Annotated in this window: 18 protein-coding genes and 1 riboswitch; of the genes, 10 read left to right on the top strand and 8 right to left on the bottom strand. The window is 56.1% G+C overall.

Annotation, left to right across the window (positions count from 1 at the left end):
- Positions 1 to 379: 379 nt before the first annotated feature.
- Both purH and purD read left to right on the top strand, forming a co-directional pair.
- Positions 380 to 1,987: a bifunctional phosphoribosylaminoimidazolecarboxamide formyltransferase/IMP cyclohydrolase gene (gene purH, locus RT120_RS21220; RefSeq protein ID WP_312985817.1), complete on the top strand. Its 1,608-nt coding sequence runs from the start codon at positions 380 to 382 to the stop codon at positions 1,985 to 1,987.
- 10 nt (positions 1,988 to 1,997) lie between these two features.
- On the top strand, positions 1,998 to 3,290 hold the full coding sequence (gene purD / locus RT120_RS21215; protein ID WP_312985815.1) for a phosphoribosylamine--glycine ligase: 1,293 nt from the start codon (positions 1,998 to 2,000) through the stop codon (positions 3,288 to 3,290).
- A gap of 34 nt (positions 3,291 to 3,324) precedes the next feature.
- On the opposite strand, the gene RT120_RS21210 is transcribed toward purD, so the two are convergent.
- The 6 genes from RT120_RS21210 to nudC all read right to left on the bottom strand — a co-directional run bounded on the left by RT120_RS21210 (position 3,325) and on the right by nudC (position 7,689).
- Entirely contained in the window at positions 3,325 to 4,026 is a 702-nt protein-coding gene (locus tag RT120_RS21210; protein ID WP_312985813.1) for a DUF1481 domain-containing protein, read from the bottom strand.
- A 6-nt stretch (positions 4,027 to 4,032) separates the two neighbouring features.
- Positions 4,033 to 4,305, bottom strand: a complete 273-nt coding sequence (hupA, locus tag RT120_RS21205) for a nucleoid-associated protein HU-alpha (protein WP_002438605.1) — start codon at positions 4,303 to 4,305, stop codon at positions 4,033 to 4,035.
- 186 nt (positions 4,306 to 4,491) lie between these two features.
- Positions 4,492 to 5,082: a YjaG family protein gene (locus RT120_RS21200; protein WP_312985811.1), complete on the bottom strand. Its 591-nt coding sequence runs from the start codon at positions 5,080 to 5,082 to the stop codon at positions 4,492 to 4,494.
- A gap of 44 nt (positions 5,083 to 5,126) precedes the next feature.
- Positions 5,127 to 5,798, bottom strand: a complete 672-nt coding sequence (gene nfi, locus RT120_RS21195; RefSeq protein ID WP_312985809.1) for a deoxyribonuclease V — start codon at positions 5,796 to 5,798, stop codon at positions 5,127 to 5,129.
- A 14-nt stretch (positions 5,799 to 5,812) separates the two neighbouring features.
- The gene (hemE, locus tag RT120_RS21190; RefSeq protein ID WP_312985807.1) at positions 5,813 to 6,877 is read right to left on the bottom strand and encodes a uroporphyrinogen decarboxylase; all 1,065 of its coding nucleotides are present in this window, start codon (positions 6,875 to 6,877) and stop codon (positions 5,813 to 5,815) included.
- A 35-nt stretch (positions 6,878 to 6,912) separates the two neighbouring features.
- Positions 6,913 to 7,689 carry an NAD(+) diphosphatase gene (gene nudC / locus RT120_RS21185; RefSeq protein ID WP_312985806.1) on the bottom strand — a complete coding sequence of 259 codons (777 nt, stop codon included), beginning with the start codon at positions 7,687 to 7,689 and terminating at the stop codon, positions 6,913 to 6,915.
- A 100-nt stretch (positions 7,690 to 7,789) separates the two neighbouring features.
- Between nudC and rsd the strand changes: the two genes are divergently transcribed.
- The 7 genes from rsd to thiH all read left to right on the top strand — a co-directional run bounded on the left by rsd (position 7,790) and on the right by thiH (position 13,950).
- Complete coding sequence (rsd, locus tag RT120_RS21180) at positions 7,790 to 8,293, top strand: sigma D regulator (RefSeq protein ID WP_312985804.1); 504 nt, start codon at positions 7,790 to 7,792, stop codon at positions 8,291 to 8,293.
- Between the two features lie 68 nt (positions 8,294 to 8,361).
- Positions 8,362 to 8,471: riboswitch (TPP riboswitch) on the top strand.
- Positions 8,472 to 8,588: 117 nt separating this feature from the next.
- Positions 8,589 to 10,487, top strand: coding sequence for a phosphomethylpyrimidine synthase ThiC (thiC, locus tag RT120_RS21175; protein ID WP_312985802.1), 1,899 nt, complete (start codon positions 8,589 to 8,591; stop codon positions 10,485 to 10,487).
- The gene (gene thiE / locus RT120_RS21170) at positions 10,487 to 11,128 is read left to right on the top strand and encodes a thiamine phosphate synthase (protein WP_312985800.1); all 642 of its coding nucleotides are present in this window, start codon (positions 10,487 to 10,489) and stop codon (positions 11,126 to 11,128) included. Before thiC ends, thiE begins: the two co-directional genes overlap by 1 nt.
- A complete protein-coding gene (locus tag RT120_RS21165; RefSeq protein ID WP_312985798.1) occupies positions 11,115 to 11,870 on the top strand; it encodes a HesA/MoeB/ThiF family protein in 756 nt (251 codons plus the stop codon). The genes thiE and RT120_RS21165 overlap by 14 nt, the downstream gene beginning before the upstream one ends.
- A complete protein-coding gene (gene thiS, locus RT120_RS21160) occupies positions 11,854 to 12,054 on the top strand; it encodes a sulfur carrier protein ThiS (RefSeq protein WP_312985796.1) in 201 nt (66 codons plus the stop codon). Before RT120_RS21165 ends, thiS begins: the two co-directional genes overlap by 17 nt.
- Position 12,055: 1 nt before the next feature.
- Positions 12,056 to 12,826, top strand: a complete 771-nt coding sequence (gene thiG / locus RT120_RS21155) for a thiazole synthase (RefSeq protein WP_312985794.1) — start codon at positions 12,056 to 12,058, stop codon at positions 12,824 to 12,826.
- Positions 12,823 to 13,950 (top strand): 2-iminoacetate synthase ThiH, encoded by a 1,128-nt coding sequence (gene thiH / locus RT120_RS21150; protein WP_312985792.1) that lies wholly within the window; start codon positions 12,823 to 12,825, stop codon positions 13,948 to 13,950. The genes thiG and thiH overlap by 4 nt, the downstream gene beginning before the upstream one ends.
- Positions 13,951 to 13,982: 32 nt before the next feature.
- On the opposite strand, the gene RT120_RS21145 is transcribed toward thiH, so the two are convergent.
- Positions 13,983 to 15,128 (bottom strand): SIS domain-containing protein, encoded by a 1,146-nt coding sequence (locus tag RT120_RS21145; protein WP_312985790.1) that lies wholly within the window; start codon positions 15,126 to 15,128, stop codon positions 13,983 to 13,985.
- Here RT120_RS21145 and RT120_RS21140 point away from each other — a divergent pair.
- Positions 15,127 to 15,960 carry a GntR family transcriptional regulator gene (locus tag RT120_RS21140; RefSeq protein ID WP_312985788.1) on the top strand — a complete coding sequence of 278 codons (834 nt, stop codon included), beginning with the start codon at positions 15,127 to 15,129 and terminating at the stop codon, positions 15,958 to 15,960. The two genes, RT120_RS21145 and RT120_RS21140, sit on opposite strands and share 2 nt — an antisense overlap.
- On the opposite strand, the gene RT120_RS21135 is transcribed toward RT120_RS21140, so the two are convergent.
- Entirely contained in the window at positions 15,937 to 17,250 is a 1,314-nt protein-coding gene (locus tag RT120_RS21135) for a 6-phospho-beta-glucosidase (RefSeq protein ID WP_312985787.1), read from the bottom strand. The genes RT120_RS21140 and RT120_RS21135 overlap by 24 nt on opposite strands.
- Positions 17,251 to 17,257: the final 7 nt, after the last annotated feature.

Here is a 17,257-nt window from a genome sequence, read left to right as displayed (position 1 = left end):
TATATTACGCTTTCCTCTTTCAGAGTCAACCCTGAATTTCAGGATTTTTCTCTTTAATCGCCGCCGTTACATTGTGATGTTGTTCACATGTTCCGTGTCGATGGAGGCGCATTATAGGGAGTTCTTTTGTCACCGCAACAGGAAAATGACAGAAAAATGACTGACTGCTGCATTCCACAGCAAAACCCCGCCTTATACCCATTTACACACAGAGTTATCCACATCACGTCGAAATTCTAAAAATTCGCGAGCGTTGCGCAAACGTTTTCGTTACAATGCCCGCGCTAAAACAAGGATGCCCCGCGAGGGGCGTTAGCTGAGTTTTTAACGAAAAATTCAGCTAACGCTCTCTGTAATTGTCAAATCCAGGGGATTTACCATGCAACAACGTCGTCCAGTGCGCCGCGCTCTGCTCAGTGTTTCTGATAAAGCCGGTATTGTCGAATTCGCTCAGGCTCTTTCCCAACGTGGTGTGGAGCTGCTGTCTACCGGCGGCACTGCCCGTCTGTTAGCAGATAAAGGCCTGCCGGTAACCGAAGTGTCTGACTACACCGGTTTTCCGGAGATGATGGATGGACGCGTCAAAACGCTGCACCCTAAAGTCCACGGCGGCATTCTGGGCCGTCGCGGCCAGGACGATGCGATTATGGCTGAACACGCCATCGCGCCAATCGACATGGTGGTTGTTAATCTTTATCCGTTCGCGCAAACCGTCGCCCGTGAAGGCTGCTCGTTGGAAGATGCAGTCGAGAATATCGATATCGGCGGCCCGACCATGGTGCGCTCCGCCGCCAAGAACCATAAAGATGTCGCCATCGTAGTAAAGAGCAGCGACTACACCGCCATTATTAATGAAATGGATGCTAACGACGGTTCCCTGACGCTGGATACCCGTTTCGATCTCGCGATTAAAGCATTCGAGCACACCGCTGCGTACGACAGCATGATCGCCAACTACTTCGGCAGCCTGGTTCCTGCCTATCATGGCGAGAGCAAAGAACCTGCTGGCCGCTTCCCCCGCACGCTAAACCTGAACTTCATTAAAAAGCAGGATATGCGCTACGGTGAGAACAGCCATCAGAACGCTGCCTTCTATATAGAAGAAGAAATCAAAATAGAAGAAGAAATCAAAGAAGCCTCTGTTGCGACTGCCACCCAGGTGCAGGGCAAAGCGCTCTCTTATAACAACATCGCCGATACCGACGCGGCGCTGGAATGCGTGAAAGAGTTCAGCGAACCGGCGTGCGTGATCGTGAAACACGCTAACCCGTGCGGCGTGGCGGTGAATGCCTCTATTCTTGAAGCCTACGATCGCGCCTATAAAACCGACCCGACCTCCGCGTTCGGCGGCATCATCGCTTTTAACCGCGAACTGGATGCCGAAACCGCGCAGGCGATTATTTCCCGTCAGTTTGTTGAAGTGATTATCGCCCCGTCAGCCTCTGAAGAAGCGTTGAAAATCACGGCGGCCAAACAGAACGTTCGCGTTCTGGTATGCGGCCAGTGGCAGCAGCGCGTTCCGGGCCTGGATTTCAAACGCGTCAATGGCGGTTTACTGGTTCAGGACCGCGATCTGGGGATGGTGAGCGAAAGCGACCTGCGCGTGGTGACCAAACGCCAGCCGACCGAACAGGAACTGCGCGACGCGCTGTTCTGCTGGAAAGTGGCGAAGTTCGTGAAGTCCAACGCCATTGTTTATGCCAAAGAAAATATGACCATCGGCATTGGCGCTGGCCAGATGAGCCGCGTGTACTCGGCGAAGATCGCCGGGATTAAAGCTGGTGACGAAGGGCTGGAAGTGAAAGGCTCCGCGATGGCGTCCGACGCCTTCTTCCCGTTCCGTGACGGCATCGACGCCGCTGCCGCCGTCGGTATTCGCTGCGTGATCCAGCCTGGCGGTTCCATCCGTGATGATGAAGTCATCGCCGCCGCCGATGAGCATGGCATCGCCATGATCTTCACCGAAATGCGCCACTTCCGCCACTAAGGATCTGAGAATGAAAGTATTAGTGATTGGTAACGGCGGGCGCGAGCATGCGCTGGCCTGGAAAGCGGCCCAGTCGCCGCGCGTGTCTACCGTTTTTGTCGCGCCGGGTAATGCCGGGACCGCGCTGGAGCCTGCATTACAGAACGTGGCGATTAACGCTACGGATATCGCCGGGCTGTTGAGCTTCGCGCAGAACGAAAATATCGATTTGACCATCGTTGGTCCGGAAGCGCCGCTGGTAATGGGCGTGGTGGATGCGTTTCGCGCCGCCGGGCTGAAAATTTTCGGCCCAACCCAGGGTGCCGCGCAGTTGGAAGGTTCTAAAGCCTTCACCAAAGATTTCCTGGCGCGTCATAACATCCCGACGGCGGAATACCAGAACTTTACCGAGGTCGAACCCGCACTGGCGTACATTCGTGAGAAAGGCGCGCCGATCGTGATTAAAGCCGACGGTCTGGCGGCAGGCAAAGGCGTGATCGTTGCCATGACGCTGGAAGAAGCCGAGTCCGCTGCCAAAGACATGCTGGCCGGTAACGCCTTTGGCGATGCGGGCCACCGTATCGTAGTGGAAGAGTTCCTGGACGGCGAAGAAGCCAGCTTCATTGTGATGGTCGACGGCGAACACGTTGAACCGATGGCCACCAGCCAGGATCACAAGCGCGTCGGCGACGGCGATACCGGGCCGAATACCGGTGGCATGGGCGCGTACTCTCCTGCCCCGGTGGTGACCGCCGATGTCCACCAGCGCACCATGGAGCGCGTAATATGGCCGACCGTGCGTGGTATGGCAGCGGAAGGCAATACCTACACCGGTTTCCTGTATGCCGGGCTGATGATCGATAAACAGGGCAATCCGAAGGTTATCGAATTCAACTGCCGCTTTGGCGATCCGGAAACCCAGCCGATCATGTTACGTATGCAGTCGGATTTGGTGGAGCTATGCCTGGCGGCCTGCGATGGCAAACTGGACGAGGTGCAATCCCAGTGGGACGCGCGTCCATCTCTGGGCGTGGTGATGGCAGCGGGCGGTTATCCAGCCGACTACCGTACCGGTGATGAAATCCACGGGTTGCCATTAGAGGAAGTTACCGACGGGAAAGTGTTCCATGCGGGCACCAAACTGGCAGACGACGATCGCGTGTTGACCAACGGCGGCCGTGTGTTGTGCGTTACCGCACTGGGAGACAGCGTGGCGCAGGCCCAGCAGCACGCTTATGCGTTAATGAGGGATATTCACTGGGACGGCAGCTTTAGCCGCAGTGATATCGGCTATCGCGCTATCGCGCGGGAAAACGCAAAATAACATTCAGCCGCCTTCGGGCGGCTTTTTATTGCCCTCAGAACGTATCTGCTTTGGGTTGCCAGTGGCAATAGTCCTGATTGGCGACCAGCAGAAGTTGGGTGCCTTCCGCTGCTTCCAGCCACGCCACGCTCACCTCAAGAGAAGAATGTGCCTGGCGGCGTTCAATATGGCCTATCGCTATTTCATCCAGCGCAGGCTTGACGGTTTCACCTTCACATGTGGTTACCGTGCGGTTGGCATGCCAGCGCCCTTGCCTCAACACCACTTTACCGGTGCGTAACGCATCGCTGGTCGTGCGCATCTGCTGCGCCTGGTAGCGATACAGCGCAATCGCATCGTCAGAGAGCTGCTGCTTCTGACCGTCGACTTCACGCTGCATAAAGCTCAGCTCGCCGTGGTCGTCAAAGCGCACCTTCACATGCTCCAGGGGTTTGGCGTAGATATTGGTTTCAATCAGCGCGAGTGATTCGCCCTGCCACCGGTATTCGCGTGTTGTGGTATTGCCGGCCCGCCAGGGGCTGAACACCACCAGCATGCGCACCGCGTCATTGCTGTCGTCTTTACGCCAGATACGTACCGCGCCCTGATCGGCGGCAAAACCGCTGGCGGTAAAAGGAGGAAGTGTTGAATTGCGGCTACAGGCAGTAAGCAACAACGCACCGGCTGCCAGAGCCAGTGAGCGCCAGGTAAACAAAAGGGGCGATGTCGCCCCTTCGTTAAAACCTTTTGCCGTCACAGCGAATTACTTAACAGCGTCTTTCAGAGCCTTACCAGAAACAAATGCCGGCACGTTGGCTGCGGCGATTTTGATTTCTTTACCGGTCTGCGGGTTGCGGCCAGTACGCTCAGCGCGGTGGTTCACTTTGAAGGTACCAAAACCAACCAGTTGTACAGCATCGCCTTCTTTCAGAGACTCAGTAATTGCAGCCAGAGTGGATTCCAGTGCTGCTTTAGCCTGGGTTTTAGACAGGTCTGCCTTGTCTGCAATTACATCAATCAATTGAGTCTTATTCATAAGTTATCCTTACAATGTGTTTATCGCTTGCTAAGCATCGAGTGCGACGAAAATGCCAGAAAAGCACTCTCCTGCATACACGCACCGATAGCCACTTTTTTTCGCCTCCCAAATGTAGACCAGACGGGGGGCCAATTGGAAGCCTTCAGGTGAGACAAAACAGGTGATAAGTCACGTTTTATTGTCTCATTGCTGCAAATTTATACCGATATTACTGGTTCCGTCTTCACGCAGGTCTGCCCGAAGGCCCTTAATGAGCTCGACATCGCGCTCTTCGCAGTCAGCCAGCAGGCGGAAAATCTCCCACTGAATGTCCCATTCCTGCTCAACAGCCGGGTTTTCTTTAAGCTCGTCATCGGTCATTTCACGACCAGCCTGCGACATCTCCAGCATGGCGACCGTGGTGATGGACGCCTTGCTGACTTCAACAGCATGCTCCAACGTTTCGCCGCTTAGCCGGGAATGCACCAGCTCGCTGAGCGCGACACAGGCATCGATAGCCGGGTAAACCCCGTAAACATCGTAGTCATCCGCAGCGGGAATAGCCTCTTCGAGTTTATCGAGTTGAGAGTCAAAATTCACCTTCGCATCCTTTACCGTCAGTGTTTCCCAGATCAAATCCAGAATACGGCGGTATAAATGCGCATCACCGTAGCCGGTTTGCTGGCAAAAAATAGCGTAATTGGGATACATCCGCTCACACAGCGACGCCATAAAGGTCACCTGCTGCCAGCTTTCCAGCTTCTCAAGGCGCAGGTGAATCGGGTTTTGTAACATAGTGGACTCTCATAAACCGAATATTGAGCGGGAGTGTACCTGAATCACCCCTGAATTTCCTGCCAACGCACAAATGCCCGCCGCCCGGATGCCACCGCATCGGCCCAGCGCGTCGGCTCAGGGAGCCGGTAACCCGCCATGCAGCGCTGAACCCACAGCAGCGCGCTGTCCTGGCTAACACGATGCCCGGTCGCGATGAACAACGGATTACAACGCTTTTTACTGCGCCATACCCACGCCAGCTGTTCGCCTTTATCCATCAGCGGTTGCAGCGCGCCCGGCTCTTCATCCAGCGGTTCAAACTTACCGCACAGGCGCTTTTTCGCCACGCCGATGGTCGGCACATCCACCAGCAGGCCGAAATGGCTGGCGACGCCCAGACGGCGCGGATGCGAAATTCCGTGGCCATCGACAAACAACAGGTCCGGTTTTTGCGACAGCATCTCCCACGCCTTCAGCAGCGCGGGATACTCACGGAAGGACAGAAAGCCGGGAATATAGGGCATGGTGGTGGCGATACGCGCCACCTGATATTCCACGAGTTCCAGAGAGGGGTACTTGAGCAGCACCATCGCCGCCCGGGTCACTTCGCCGCCTTGTTCAAATCCGACATCCGCGCCTGCAATCAAGCGCGGTGGATCCTGTAACAGCCGATCCTCGCGGATCACCTGTGACGCCAGTTCCCGTTGTTGATCGCGTAGCGTAGCGAGATCCATTCCCCCTCCTCGGTTTATTTGTGATAAGGCGCCGACAGGCGATGCACCGCCTCAACAAACGCACCCGCGTGTTCAGGCGGCACATCCTGGTGAATACCGTGCCCAAGATTAAAGACGTGGCCTTCACCCTGGCCGAAACCAGCAAGTATAGACGCTACTTCCTGTTCGATGCGTTCAGGGGCCGCATACAGCATGGACGGATCCATATTCCCCTGTAGGGCAACTTTATCGCCCACGCGACGGCGCGCATCGGCGATATCGGTGGTCCAGTCAAGGCCCAGCGCATCGCAGCCGGTTTCCGCCATCAGTTCCAGCCACTGGCCGCCGCCTTTAGTGAACAGCGTCACTGGCACGCGTTTGCCGTCCTGTTCGCGCAGCAGGCCGTCAACGATTTTGTGCATGTAATAGAGCGAGAACTGTTGGTAGTCACGCCCGGTCAGCACGCCGCCCCAGGTATCGAAAATCATCACCGCCTGGGCCCCGGCGCGGATCTGTGCGTTGAGGTACAGGGTGACGCTTTGCGCCAGCTTATCCAGCAGGTTGTGCAGGATTTGCGGATCGGCGTACATCATCTTTTTGATTACGGTAAAGGCTTTGCTGCTGCCGCCTTCCACCATATAAGTCGCCAGCGTCCACGGGCTACCGGAGAAGCCGATTAACGGCACTTCACCTTTAAGCTCGCGGCGAATAGTACGCACCGCATTCATCACATAGCCCAGCTCCTGCTCCGGATCGGGAACCGGCAGCTTTTCGACATCGGCCTTGCAGGTAATGGGCGACGTAAAGCGCGGGCCTTCACCGGTTTCAAAATAGAGCCCGAGGCCCATGGCGTCAGGAATGGTCAGGATGTCCGAAAAGAGGATGGCCGCATCCAGCGGGAAACGACGCAGCGGCTGGAGCGTCACTTCGCAAGCCAGCTCCGCGTTTTTACACAGCGACATAAAGTCCCCGGCCTGGGCGCGGGTGGCCTTATATTCCGGTAAATAGCGGCCGGCTTGTCTCATCATCCATACCGGCGTGACGTCTACGGGCTGGCGCAGCAGCGCACGGAGGTAACGATCGTTCTTCAGTTCGGTCATTTTTGCATTTCCTTAAGCGACAAGGGGCCAGTGTATCACGAGCCGTACTCTGCCCGGCACAGCGCCACCGTATCTTCAATTAAGCGGCGGGCAACGGTGCCCGGCGGCGGCAACAGGGGCAAATCGTCAAAGCGATACCAGCCTGCGTCCAGCAATTCTTTGGGGTCGATCTTCAGCTCACCGCTGTGGTATTCCGCCATAAACGCGGTCATCAGCGACTGCGGGAAAGGCCAGGGCTGTGAAGTCACGTAACGCAAGTTCTTCACGGTGATCCCGCTCTCCTCCATCACTTCCCGCGCCACCGCCTGTTCCAGGGTTTCGCCCACTTCGACAAAACCGGCTAACACGGTATACAAGCCGTTGCGGTGACGGGTGTGTTGAGCCAGCAGGATTTTATCCTGGTGGCGAATTGCCACAATGATGCAAGGGGAAATTTGCGGGTAATATCGCTGACGGCAGTGATGACACAGCATCGCCCATTCGGTTTTGCTGGGATGCATCTCATGGCCGCAGTAGCCGCAGAATTTGTGGGCACGATAAAAATCCGCTAATTGCACCCCTCTGCCCGCCAGTTGAAACAGCCCGGCGTCGAGATCGATGACCTGGCGAACCGAGCCCATATCCTGGCGTTTGGCCTGGCGGACCAGCCACACCGGCTCGCCTTGCCACTCACCAATTTGCGCCGCCATTTGTCCGGTCAGGCCGAAATTTTCTGCATTACCGTGAGGCAACTCTCCCTTTGGTAACCATAATTTTTGTTCATGGCTGACTATCCACCAGCCATGGTCTATTTTTTGTAATAGCCGTTCCATAATCGGTTGCACTACCTCAGCTTCGCTGGCATGTTGTTAACATTATTTTTACATTTTTGGGTTGTTGGACAATTAAATTTTATATCTTACGGAGTCAATCATGCTAAATCAGCTGAAGAGCCTGACAGAGCGCGTCGGTGGTAGTAACGAACTGGTCGATTACTGGCTGAATGCCCGCAACCACCTGTTGGTCTCCTATTACAAATTAGTGGGCATTAAACCGGGAAAAGAAGCGGTTACCGCGTTAGATGAAAAAGCGCTGGATGATTTTTGCCACGCTCTGGTGGATTATCTGTCCGCGGGTCATTTCAATATTTATGAGCGCATCACCAGCGAAATGGAAGGCACTAACCCGCTGTTAGCCGCCACTCAAATCTACCCCCTTCTGGAAGCGAATACCCAGGAAATTATGGATTATTACGATACCCACCTGGAAAGTGCTATCGACCATGATAACTGCCTGGAATTCCAGACTGCGCTGTCGGATATCGGCGAAGCGATGGCCTCGCGTTTCGCGCTGGAAGACAAGCTTATCGTTCTGGCGTTTGATAACAATCTGAAAGAAAGCGCCAACGATGACACCGCGGTTGCACGTCCGGCTTGAACTCCGGATCGTTAACGCGTAGTTTATTTATGCCCTTGATTGCTTACGGTCACCGCCGGTAATCAAGGTTTTTCTTGTCGGAGTGCCCAGTGCGCAAGCACGGGCTGAGACCGTTAATTCGGGATCCGCGGAACCTGATCAGGTTAATACCTGCGAAGGGAACAAGAGTAATTCAGCATAGACCTGCGCCGTGGCGCACCGTTTTTAACGGGCTGCCGCACCTTAAACGCTCAGGTTTTGTTACTCCCTCCGTTGTTCTGACAAGCCCTTTCCTGCTGATTAACTGGAACGCGCTATGTCTGTTACTACTAAACCCAACCGTCGCGAAACCCGCGCACAGGCCCAACACTTTATCGATACCCTGGAAGGCACCGCTTTCCCGAATTCGTCACGCATCTACCTTGCAGGCTCATGTGACGACATCCGGGTGCCAATGCGTGAAATCCAGCTCAGCCCGACGCTGACGGGCGGCAACCAGGATGCACCGCGCTATGAACCTAATGAGCCGGTGCCGGTATATGACACGTCCGGTCCTTATGGCGACCCGGCTGTGCAGATTGACGTCCACGCCGGTCTTGGCAAGCTGCGTAGCCGCTGGATTGCCGAACGCAACGACACCGAATCCCTGGCCTCCTTAAGCTCCACCTATACCCGCGAACGCCTGGCGGATGAAGGGCTGGATGCGCTGCGTTTTACCGGCCTGTTAACGCCGCAACGCGCCAAAGCAGGCCGCCGCGTGACGCAACTGCACTACGCGCGTCAGGGCATCGTGACGCCGGAAATGGAGTTTATCGCTATCCGTGAAAACATGGGCCGGGAACGCATTCGCACCGCCGTACTGCGCCAGCAGCATCCGGGCGTCGGTTTTGGCGCACAGTTGCCGGACAACATCACGCCGGAGTTTGTCCGGGATGAAGTGGCCGCCGGGCGCGCCATTATCCCTGCCAACATCAACCACCCGGAACTGGAACCGATGATTATCGGGCGCAATTTCCTGGTGAAAGTGAATGCCAATATCGGCAACTCCGCCGTGACCTCCTCTATTGAAGAAGAAGTGGAAAAACTGGTCTGGGCCACACGCTGGGGCGCGGACACGGTAATGGACCTCTCCACGGGCCGCTATATTCACGAAACGCGCGAATGGATCCTGCGTAACAGCCCGGTGCCGATCGGTACGGTGCCGATTTACCAGGCGCTGGAGAAAGTGAACGGCATCGCCGAAAACCTCAACTGGGAGATGTTCCGCGACACGCTGATTGAGCAGGCCGAACAGGGCGTGGATTATTTCACCATCCACGCGGGCGTACTGCTGCGCTATGTGCCGATGACCGCCAGGCGCCTGACCGGGATTGTCTCGCGCGGCGGCTCGATCATGGCGAAGTGGTGCCTCTCCCATCATCAGGAGAATTTCTTGTATCAGCATTTCCGCGAGATCTGCGAAATCTGCGCCGCTTATGACGTCTCGCTCTCGCTGGGCGACGGCCTGCGTCCTGGCTCAATTCAGGATGCCAACGACGAAGCGCAGTTTGCCGAGCTGCATACTCTGGGCGAGCTAACCAAAATCGCCTGGGAATACGATGTGCAGGTGATGATTGAAGGCCCGGGCCACGTGCCGATGCAGATGATCCGCCGCAATATGACCGAAGAGCTGGAGCACTGCCACGAAGCGCCGTTCTATACTCTGGGTCCACTGACCACCGATATCGCACCGGGCTACGACCATTTCACCTCAGGCATTGGCGCGGCAATGATCGGCTGGTTCGGCTGCGCGATGCTGTGCTACGTCACGCCGAAAGAGCATCTCGGCTTGCCCAACAAAGAAGACGTTAAGCAGGGGCTGATAACCTATAAAATCGCCGCCCACGCTGCCGACCTCGCCAAAGGCCATCCCGGCGCGCAGATCCGCGATAACGCCATGTCGAAAGCGCGCTTCGAATTCCGCTGGGAAGATCAGTTTAACCTGGCGCTGGACCCGTTTACCGCCCGCGCCTGGCACGATGAAACCCTGCCGCAGGAGTCCGGCAAAGTCGCCCACTTCTGCTCGATGTGCGGTCCGAAATTCTGCTCGATGAAAATCACCCAGGAAGTGCGCGACTACGCGGCGGCGCAGGAGCGGGAGGCGGGCCTCAGCGATATGGCGAATAACTTCCGCGCCCGGGGCGGCGAAATTTATCTGCGTCAGGAGGAAGCGTAATGGTTCAGCCACTGTTTCCGTCGGTGCCAAAACGGCTGGGTTTATACCCGGTCGTGGATAGCGTCGAGTGGATAGCTCGTCTGCTTGACGCGGGCGTCCGCACCTTACAGTTGCGCATCAAAGATAAGCAAGACGAAGAGGTCGAAGGCGACATTATTGACGCCATCGCGTTAGGCCATCGCTATCAGGCGAGACTGTTTATCAATGACTACTGGCGGTTGGCGGTTAAGCACCAGGTGTACGGCGTGCATCTGGGCCAGGAAGATCTGGAAACCACCGATCTTGAGGCGATTCGCGCCGCCGGTTTACGGCTTGGCGTTTCTACCCATGATGATATGGAAATCGACATCGCGCTGAAGGCGCAGCCCTCTTATATCGCCCTCGGGCACGTGTTCCCTACCCAAACCAAGCAGATGCCCTCCTCCCCGCAGGGCCTCGAACAACTGGCCGCCCACGTTCAGCGGCTGGGGGATTACCCGACGGTCGCCATCGGCGGTATATCGCTTGAGCGCGCCCCGGCGGTGCTTGCCACGGGTGTCGGCAGCATTGCGGTGGTCAGCGCCATTACCCAGGCGCAGGACTGGAAAGCAGCTACAGCACAGTTGTTGAAACTGGCAGGAGTTGGCGATGAACGATCGTGATTTTATGCGATACAGCCGGCAAATCCTGCTGGAGGATATCGCCGTTGACGGGCAACAGCGCCTGAAACACGCGCGGGTGCTGATTATCGGCCTCGGCGGGCTGGGCTGCCCCGCCGCGCTGTATCTGGCAGGAGCGGGCGTCGGTACGCTGATACTCGCGGACGACGACGCGGTACACGTAAGCAACCTACCGCGTCAGATCCTGTTTACCACCCAGGATATTGGCGAGAACAAAGCCGCCGCCAGCCAGCGCCGCCTGCAACAGCTTAATTCGGACATCTTGATCGAGGCGCTGGCGCAGCGTCTGACGGGCGACACATTGCATCGCGCCGTTGCCCACGTTGATGTGGTGCTGGACTGTAGCGATAACATGACCACCCGCCAGGCCGTGAACGCCGCCTGCGTGGCACTGGATAAACCCCTGATCAGCGCCAGCGCCGTGGGGTTTGGCGGGCAATTAATGGTGCTGACGCCGCCCTGGCAATACGGCTGCTACCGCTGTTTATGGCCGGACGCCGCCGAGCCGGAACGCAATTGCCGCACGGCAGGCGTACTCGGCCCGGTGGTCGGTGTGATGGGTACGCTACAGGCGCTGGAAGCCATTAAATTGCTTTGCGGTATCTCCGGTTCGCATAACCAGCTACGGCTGTTTGATGGACGCCGCCATCAGTGGCGCTCGCTTAATCTGCAACCCGCGCCACACTGCCCGGTATGCGGAGGTCGCCATGCGGATTGCGCTTAACGACGAGCAGACGGATTGCGCCGAGGCGATCACGCTGCACGCGCTGCTGGAAAAGCAAAATCTGTTGAAGCCGGGCATCGCCCTGGCGGTTAATGACGCCATCGTGCCGCGCAGCCAGTGGTCAGAACACATATTGCAGGACGGCGATAGCGTGCTGCTTTTTCAGGTCATCGCCGGAGGCTAAGATGTTACGTATTGCTGATAAAACCTTTAACTCCCACTTGTTTACCGGCACCGGTAAATTTGCTTCACCGCAGTTGATGACCGACGCCCTGCGCACCAGCGGCAGCCAACTGGTGACGATGGCGATGAAGCGCATCGATTTACGCCATCATCAGGACGCTATTCTTGCCCCATTGCAGGCGCTGGGCGTAACGCTGTTACCTAATACCTCCGGTGCGAAAACCGCCCAGGAAGCGGTATTCGCCGCGCAGTTGGCCCGGGAAGCATTAGGAACCAACTGGGTAAAACTGGAAATCCACCCTGACGCGCGTTACCTGCTGCCCGACCCCATCGAAACGCTACTGGCCGCCGAACAACTGGTGAAGGCGGGCTTTGTGGTGCTGCCCTACTGCGGTGCCGATCCGGTGCTGTGCAAGCGGCTCGAAGAAGTGGGCTGCGCGGCGGTGATGCCGCTTGGCGCGCCGATTGGCTCTAACCAGGGGCTGCAAACCCGCGCGTTGCTCAACATTATTATCGAACAGGCCACGGTGCCGGTGGTGGTCGACGCCGGGATTGGCGCGCCGAGCCACGCCTGCGAAGCGCTGGAAATGGGCGCATCGGCGGTGCTGGTGAACACCGCGATTGCCGTGGCTAACGATCCGGTGGCGATGGCGCAGGCGTTTCGTCTGGCAGTAGAGGCGGGCGTCGCCGCGCGAGCCGCTGGTTTAGGCGCACGGCATTGGCGTGCGGAGGCCTCCAGCCCATTAACCCAGTTTCTGGGAGAGGCGCGATGAAAACCTTCACTGACCGCTGGCGCGAACTGGACTGGGACGACATCCGGCTGCGTATCAACGGCAAAACGCCTGATGATGTTGAACGCGCTTTGCGGTGCCCTCGCCCTGGACGCGAGGAGATGATGGCCCTACTCTCCCCCGCCGCCGACGCGTATCTGGCGCCGCTGGCCCGGCAGGCGCAGCGTCTGACCCGTCAGCGCTTCGGGCATACCGTCAGCTTCTATGTGCCGCTGTACCTGTCCAATCTGTGCGCCAATGACTGCACCTACTGCGGGTTTTCCATGAGCAACCGCATCAAGCGCAAGACGCTGGACGCCGATGAGATTGCCCGTGAATGCGCAGCGATAAAAGCGTTGGGGTTCGACCATCTGCTGCTGGTGACTGGCGAGCACCAGAGCAAAGTCGGCATGGATTATTTCCGGGCGCATTTCCCGGCCATCCGCGAGCAATTTGCCTCCCTGCAAATGGAAGTACAGCCGCTGGCGGAGCAGGAATACGCCGAGCTGAAAACCCTGGGGCTGGATGGCGTAATGGTTTACCAGGAAACCTACCACGAAGCCGTGTATGCCCGGCACCATTTGCGCGGCAACAAGCAGGATTTCTTCTGGCGGCTGGAAACGCCGGATCGCCTCGGGCGCGCCGGGATCGACCGGATCGGGCTGGGCGCATTGATTGGCCTGTCCGACAGCTGGCGCGTGGATTGCTATATGGTGGCGGAACATCTGCTATGGCTGCAACAGCACTACTGGAAAAGCCGTTACTCCATCTCGTTTCCGCGCTTACGCCCCTGCACTGGCGGCGTAGAACCGGCGTCGATTATGGATGAACGCCAACTGGTGCAGACGATCTGCGCGTTTCGCCTGCTTGTGCCAGAGGTCGAACTGTCGCTGTCGACCCGTGAATCCCCGGCGTTTCGCGATAACGTGATCCCGCTGGCGATCACCAGCGTTAGCGCATTCTCTAAAACCCAGCCCGGCGGCTATGCCGACGACCACCCTGAGCTTGAACAGTTTGCGCCCCACGATTCACGCAGGCCGGAAGAGGTCGCTGCCGCACTGAGCCGATCGGGCATTCAGCCGGTATGGAAAGACTGGGACAGCTTTTTGGGAAGGGACGGCCATTAACAATTCGGGGCGGCAAAACCGCCCCGCCATTATTAATACACGGTGACGTTTGCCACTTTGGCGACTTTACCGTCGCGCGAAGGCATATCCGGCGTGACGCCAAGCTCAATCGCGCAATACAGCCCTGCCAGTTGGGCAAACAGCACATACAGCATGGCAGCCCATGCTTCATGAAAATCAGCCAATTCCGGGCAGGCAAAATGGAAGTAGCGATCGGCGACCTGAGCGTGGTCCGGCAGCGCATCATGGCCAATAGCAACAATCTGCGCCAGCGCGCTTCTTTCATGCCTTAATTCCACCAGCATGTCTTTATCATAACGGTGAATATCAGGGTTCGCGGCCATATATCCCACCACCGTCGCGTCGCGGTTGATGATTAATTTAGGGCCATGACGAAACTCCAGCATGGAATGCCAGGCCGTCATCACCTGCCCGTTGCCCATTTCCAGCAGTTTCAGGCTGGATTCGCAGGCAATCGCTTTTAACGATAATGCGCCTAACGCGACCACGTTATTACGCCGTCCCGCCGCCCACTGTTCAATTCCCGCCGCCTCGTGTTCAAAGAAGTAACTCGCGCCGCGTTGCAGCAGCGGTAATACCCTCTCCGCCTGGGGCCATTGTTCTGGCGCCAGCAGCAGCATCGTATACCACATCGGTATCGTGAATTCAGAGGTTGCGGCGAAACTTGCGTTAGACGTGCCTTCCGGTGCAGGGATAAACACGCTGATCGGAGAGTGGTTAGCCAGCTTCGCCAGCCTGCTGGATGGGTTATTAGTGATAGCTATGTAAGGCGTTTGCGGCGCGGCGGCTAATATTTGCTCCGTGACGCTTACCGTTTCCGGGGTATTTCCGGAACTGCTCACCGATACCAGCACAATATCGGAAGGTACGCGGTGTGGTTGTAGAATTAAATCCGTGGCGGGAACGATCTCGACAGGCCGGGAAACAACGCTTCGCAACCAGTTAGCCGCCGCCTGTGCAGCGAGCAACGACGAGCCCGCGCCGGTAATCAGTATCCTGTTAGCCGGTGGGCAGGTTTGCCAGAATGCGGCAATTGCCTCCTGCTGCTGTTTAACCTGCTCCAGCCCTTCTTGCCACAGACGGGGTTGATTAAGAATAGCGCTAACCGTCAGATGAGCGCCTTTTTGCTGCCAGTATGCTTCATTATGATTTAACATGATTATTTTCCATCCATTACTGAATTTGCGCCGTGCCGGAACGGAAGCGTTGCCTGCCGACAGTTGCGTGATCCTTACAGGGAAAGCCATGAAACCGTTGTATATCCTTATCCGCGATACCCTGAAACGTGACATCCACAGCCAGAAATATCAGGTAGGTTCTCTCATCCCTTCTGAACGTGAGCTGGCTGAGAAATACCAGGTCACACGCGCCACCGTGCAAAAAGCCATAGCGCAACTGGAACAGGAAGGACTGGTAAAAAAGATTGTCGGTAAAGGGACCTATGTGAACCGTGCGGTATCGCAGCCAACCTATTTACTTAACCCCGGCGGTGAGGGCAGCTCGCTTGGCGTCACTCACGAACTACGCGGCAAAGTCTCTATCACCAGTCGTCTTATCTATCATGTCCATCAACCGGCTGGAGAATTGCTGAATAGCCAGTTCGGCGTGGCGGAAAATGAACCTGTACACGCTATTCGCCGGGTTAGGCTGTTTGATAATGTCCCGGTCATGATTGAGGACAGCTATATACCGCTGGCAATCGTTAGCGTTATTGATGATGAAATCCTTCAAAATCATTCCCTGTATGCTTTTATCGAACAAAAATGCGGCCAGAAAATTGGTGGTTCCGATGCGCTGGTCAGCGCCAGTTTGTTTGATAAAGAAATGGCCGCGCTGCTGGAAATCACGGCCAACTCACCGATGCTGCATATTAAAGAAAGTACCTGGCTTGAGGACGGTACGGTATTTAACTACTCGTGGAGTTATAACCGTGGAGACCTGTTCCGCATGCGCAGCCGTAAATCATTATTCCCGAAAAAACTGGGGTAAATACTCGCGATGCGCGTCCAGCAATTCATCCAGTACCACTTTGGCGATTTTGCCTGAAGGCACCAGCGGATTCAGCGTTAATGCCTGCAACGCTGCCCCGTAATCCCCGGTCACTGCGGCTTCCACTGCCATCTCTTCCCAGGCTTTCATTAATGACACCAGTCCGCACACCGTCGTGGGTAACGGATCGTTATTTAATGGGATCGCCCCGTAGCGGCCAATCACACAGGTCGTCTCGATTGCCACATCATCAGGTAAGGAGCGGATAGCGCCGTTATTGCGGATATTTACCGTCATCAACATATTCTTGTCGTTGTAAATAGCGCTAATTAATTCACAAGCCGCCTCAGAATAATAAGCGCCGCCGCGCTGTTCCAGCTGTTTGGGTTTTTCATGGAGCGGCGGATTTTTATATAGCGCAAACAATTCATGCTCAACTTTTTGAACCACTTCACCCCGCGTACCGTGTTCGGCGAATTCCCTCAGTTGTGTTTCCAGCACATCGCTGGTGGCATAGTAATATTGATGATAAGGGCATGGGATCACGCCCAGATGGTGAATTTGCGCCTGCAACCATGGAATGTCAGGGATATTTTTCGGTTTGTGCGAACTATCATATCGAAGATTTTTAAGTACCTCCGGCATGACATCTTTTCCATCCATATAGACATGAGTGCCATAGAGGAAATGATTCAGCCCGGTGAGATGCAGTAAAAAGCGTGACTTATCAACTCCGAGGATCTCCGCCACCATACGCTGCATCGACTGAGATAAATTACACAGGCCGATGCACTTTATTTTACTGTGCTTGAGCACCGCTTCAGTAACGATGCCGCTGGGATTAGTGAAGTTAATTAACCAGGCGTTCGGACAGAGCTCCTCCATGTCGCGACAGATATCCAGAATCACCGGGATAGTACGCAAAGCTTTAGCAAACCCACCGGCTCCGTTAGTTTCCTGGCCAATTAAGCCATGAGAAAGGGGGATGCGTTCATCTTTGATACGCGCATCCAACTGGCCAACGCGCAACTGGGTAGTGACAAAGTCGGCGTCTTTTAGCGCCTCGCGGCGGTTCAGCGTTAAATAGATCTGGCATTGAATACCCGCCGCTTCAACCATGCGTTTCGCCAGGTTGCCAACGACTTCAAGCTTCTCACGCCCGGCCTCAACATCTACCAGCCAAATTTCTTTGATTGGCATTTCGCTATAACGCTGGATAAACCCTTCGATAATTTCTGGGGTATAAGAACTCCCGCCACCAATAGTGACAATCTTTAATTTGTTACTCATATCCTGA

Origin of the sequence: Atlantibacter sp. (genome assembly GCF_032062175.1) — a bacterium.
Taxonomy (GTDB): Bacteria; Pseudomonadota; Gammaproteobacteria; order Enterobacterales; family Enterobacteriaceae; genus Atlantibacter.
The sequence above is the reverse complement of the archived record's forward strand: the minus strand, read 5'-3'. Positions and strand labels throughout refer to the sequence as shown.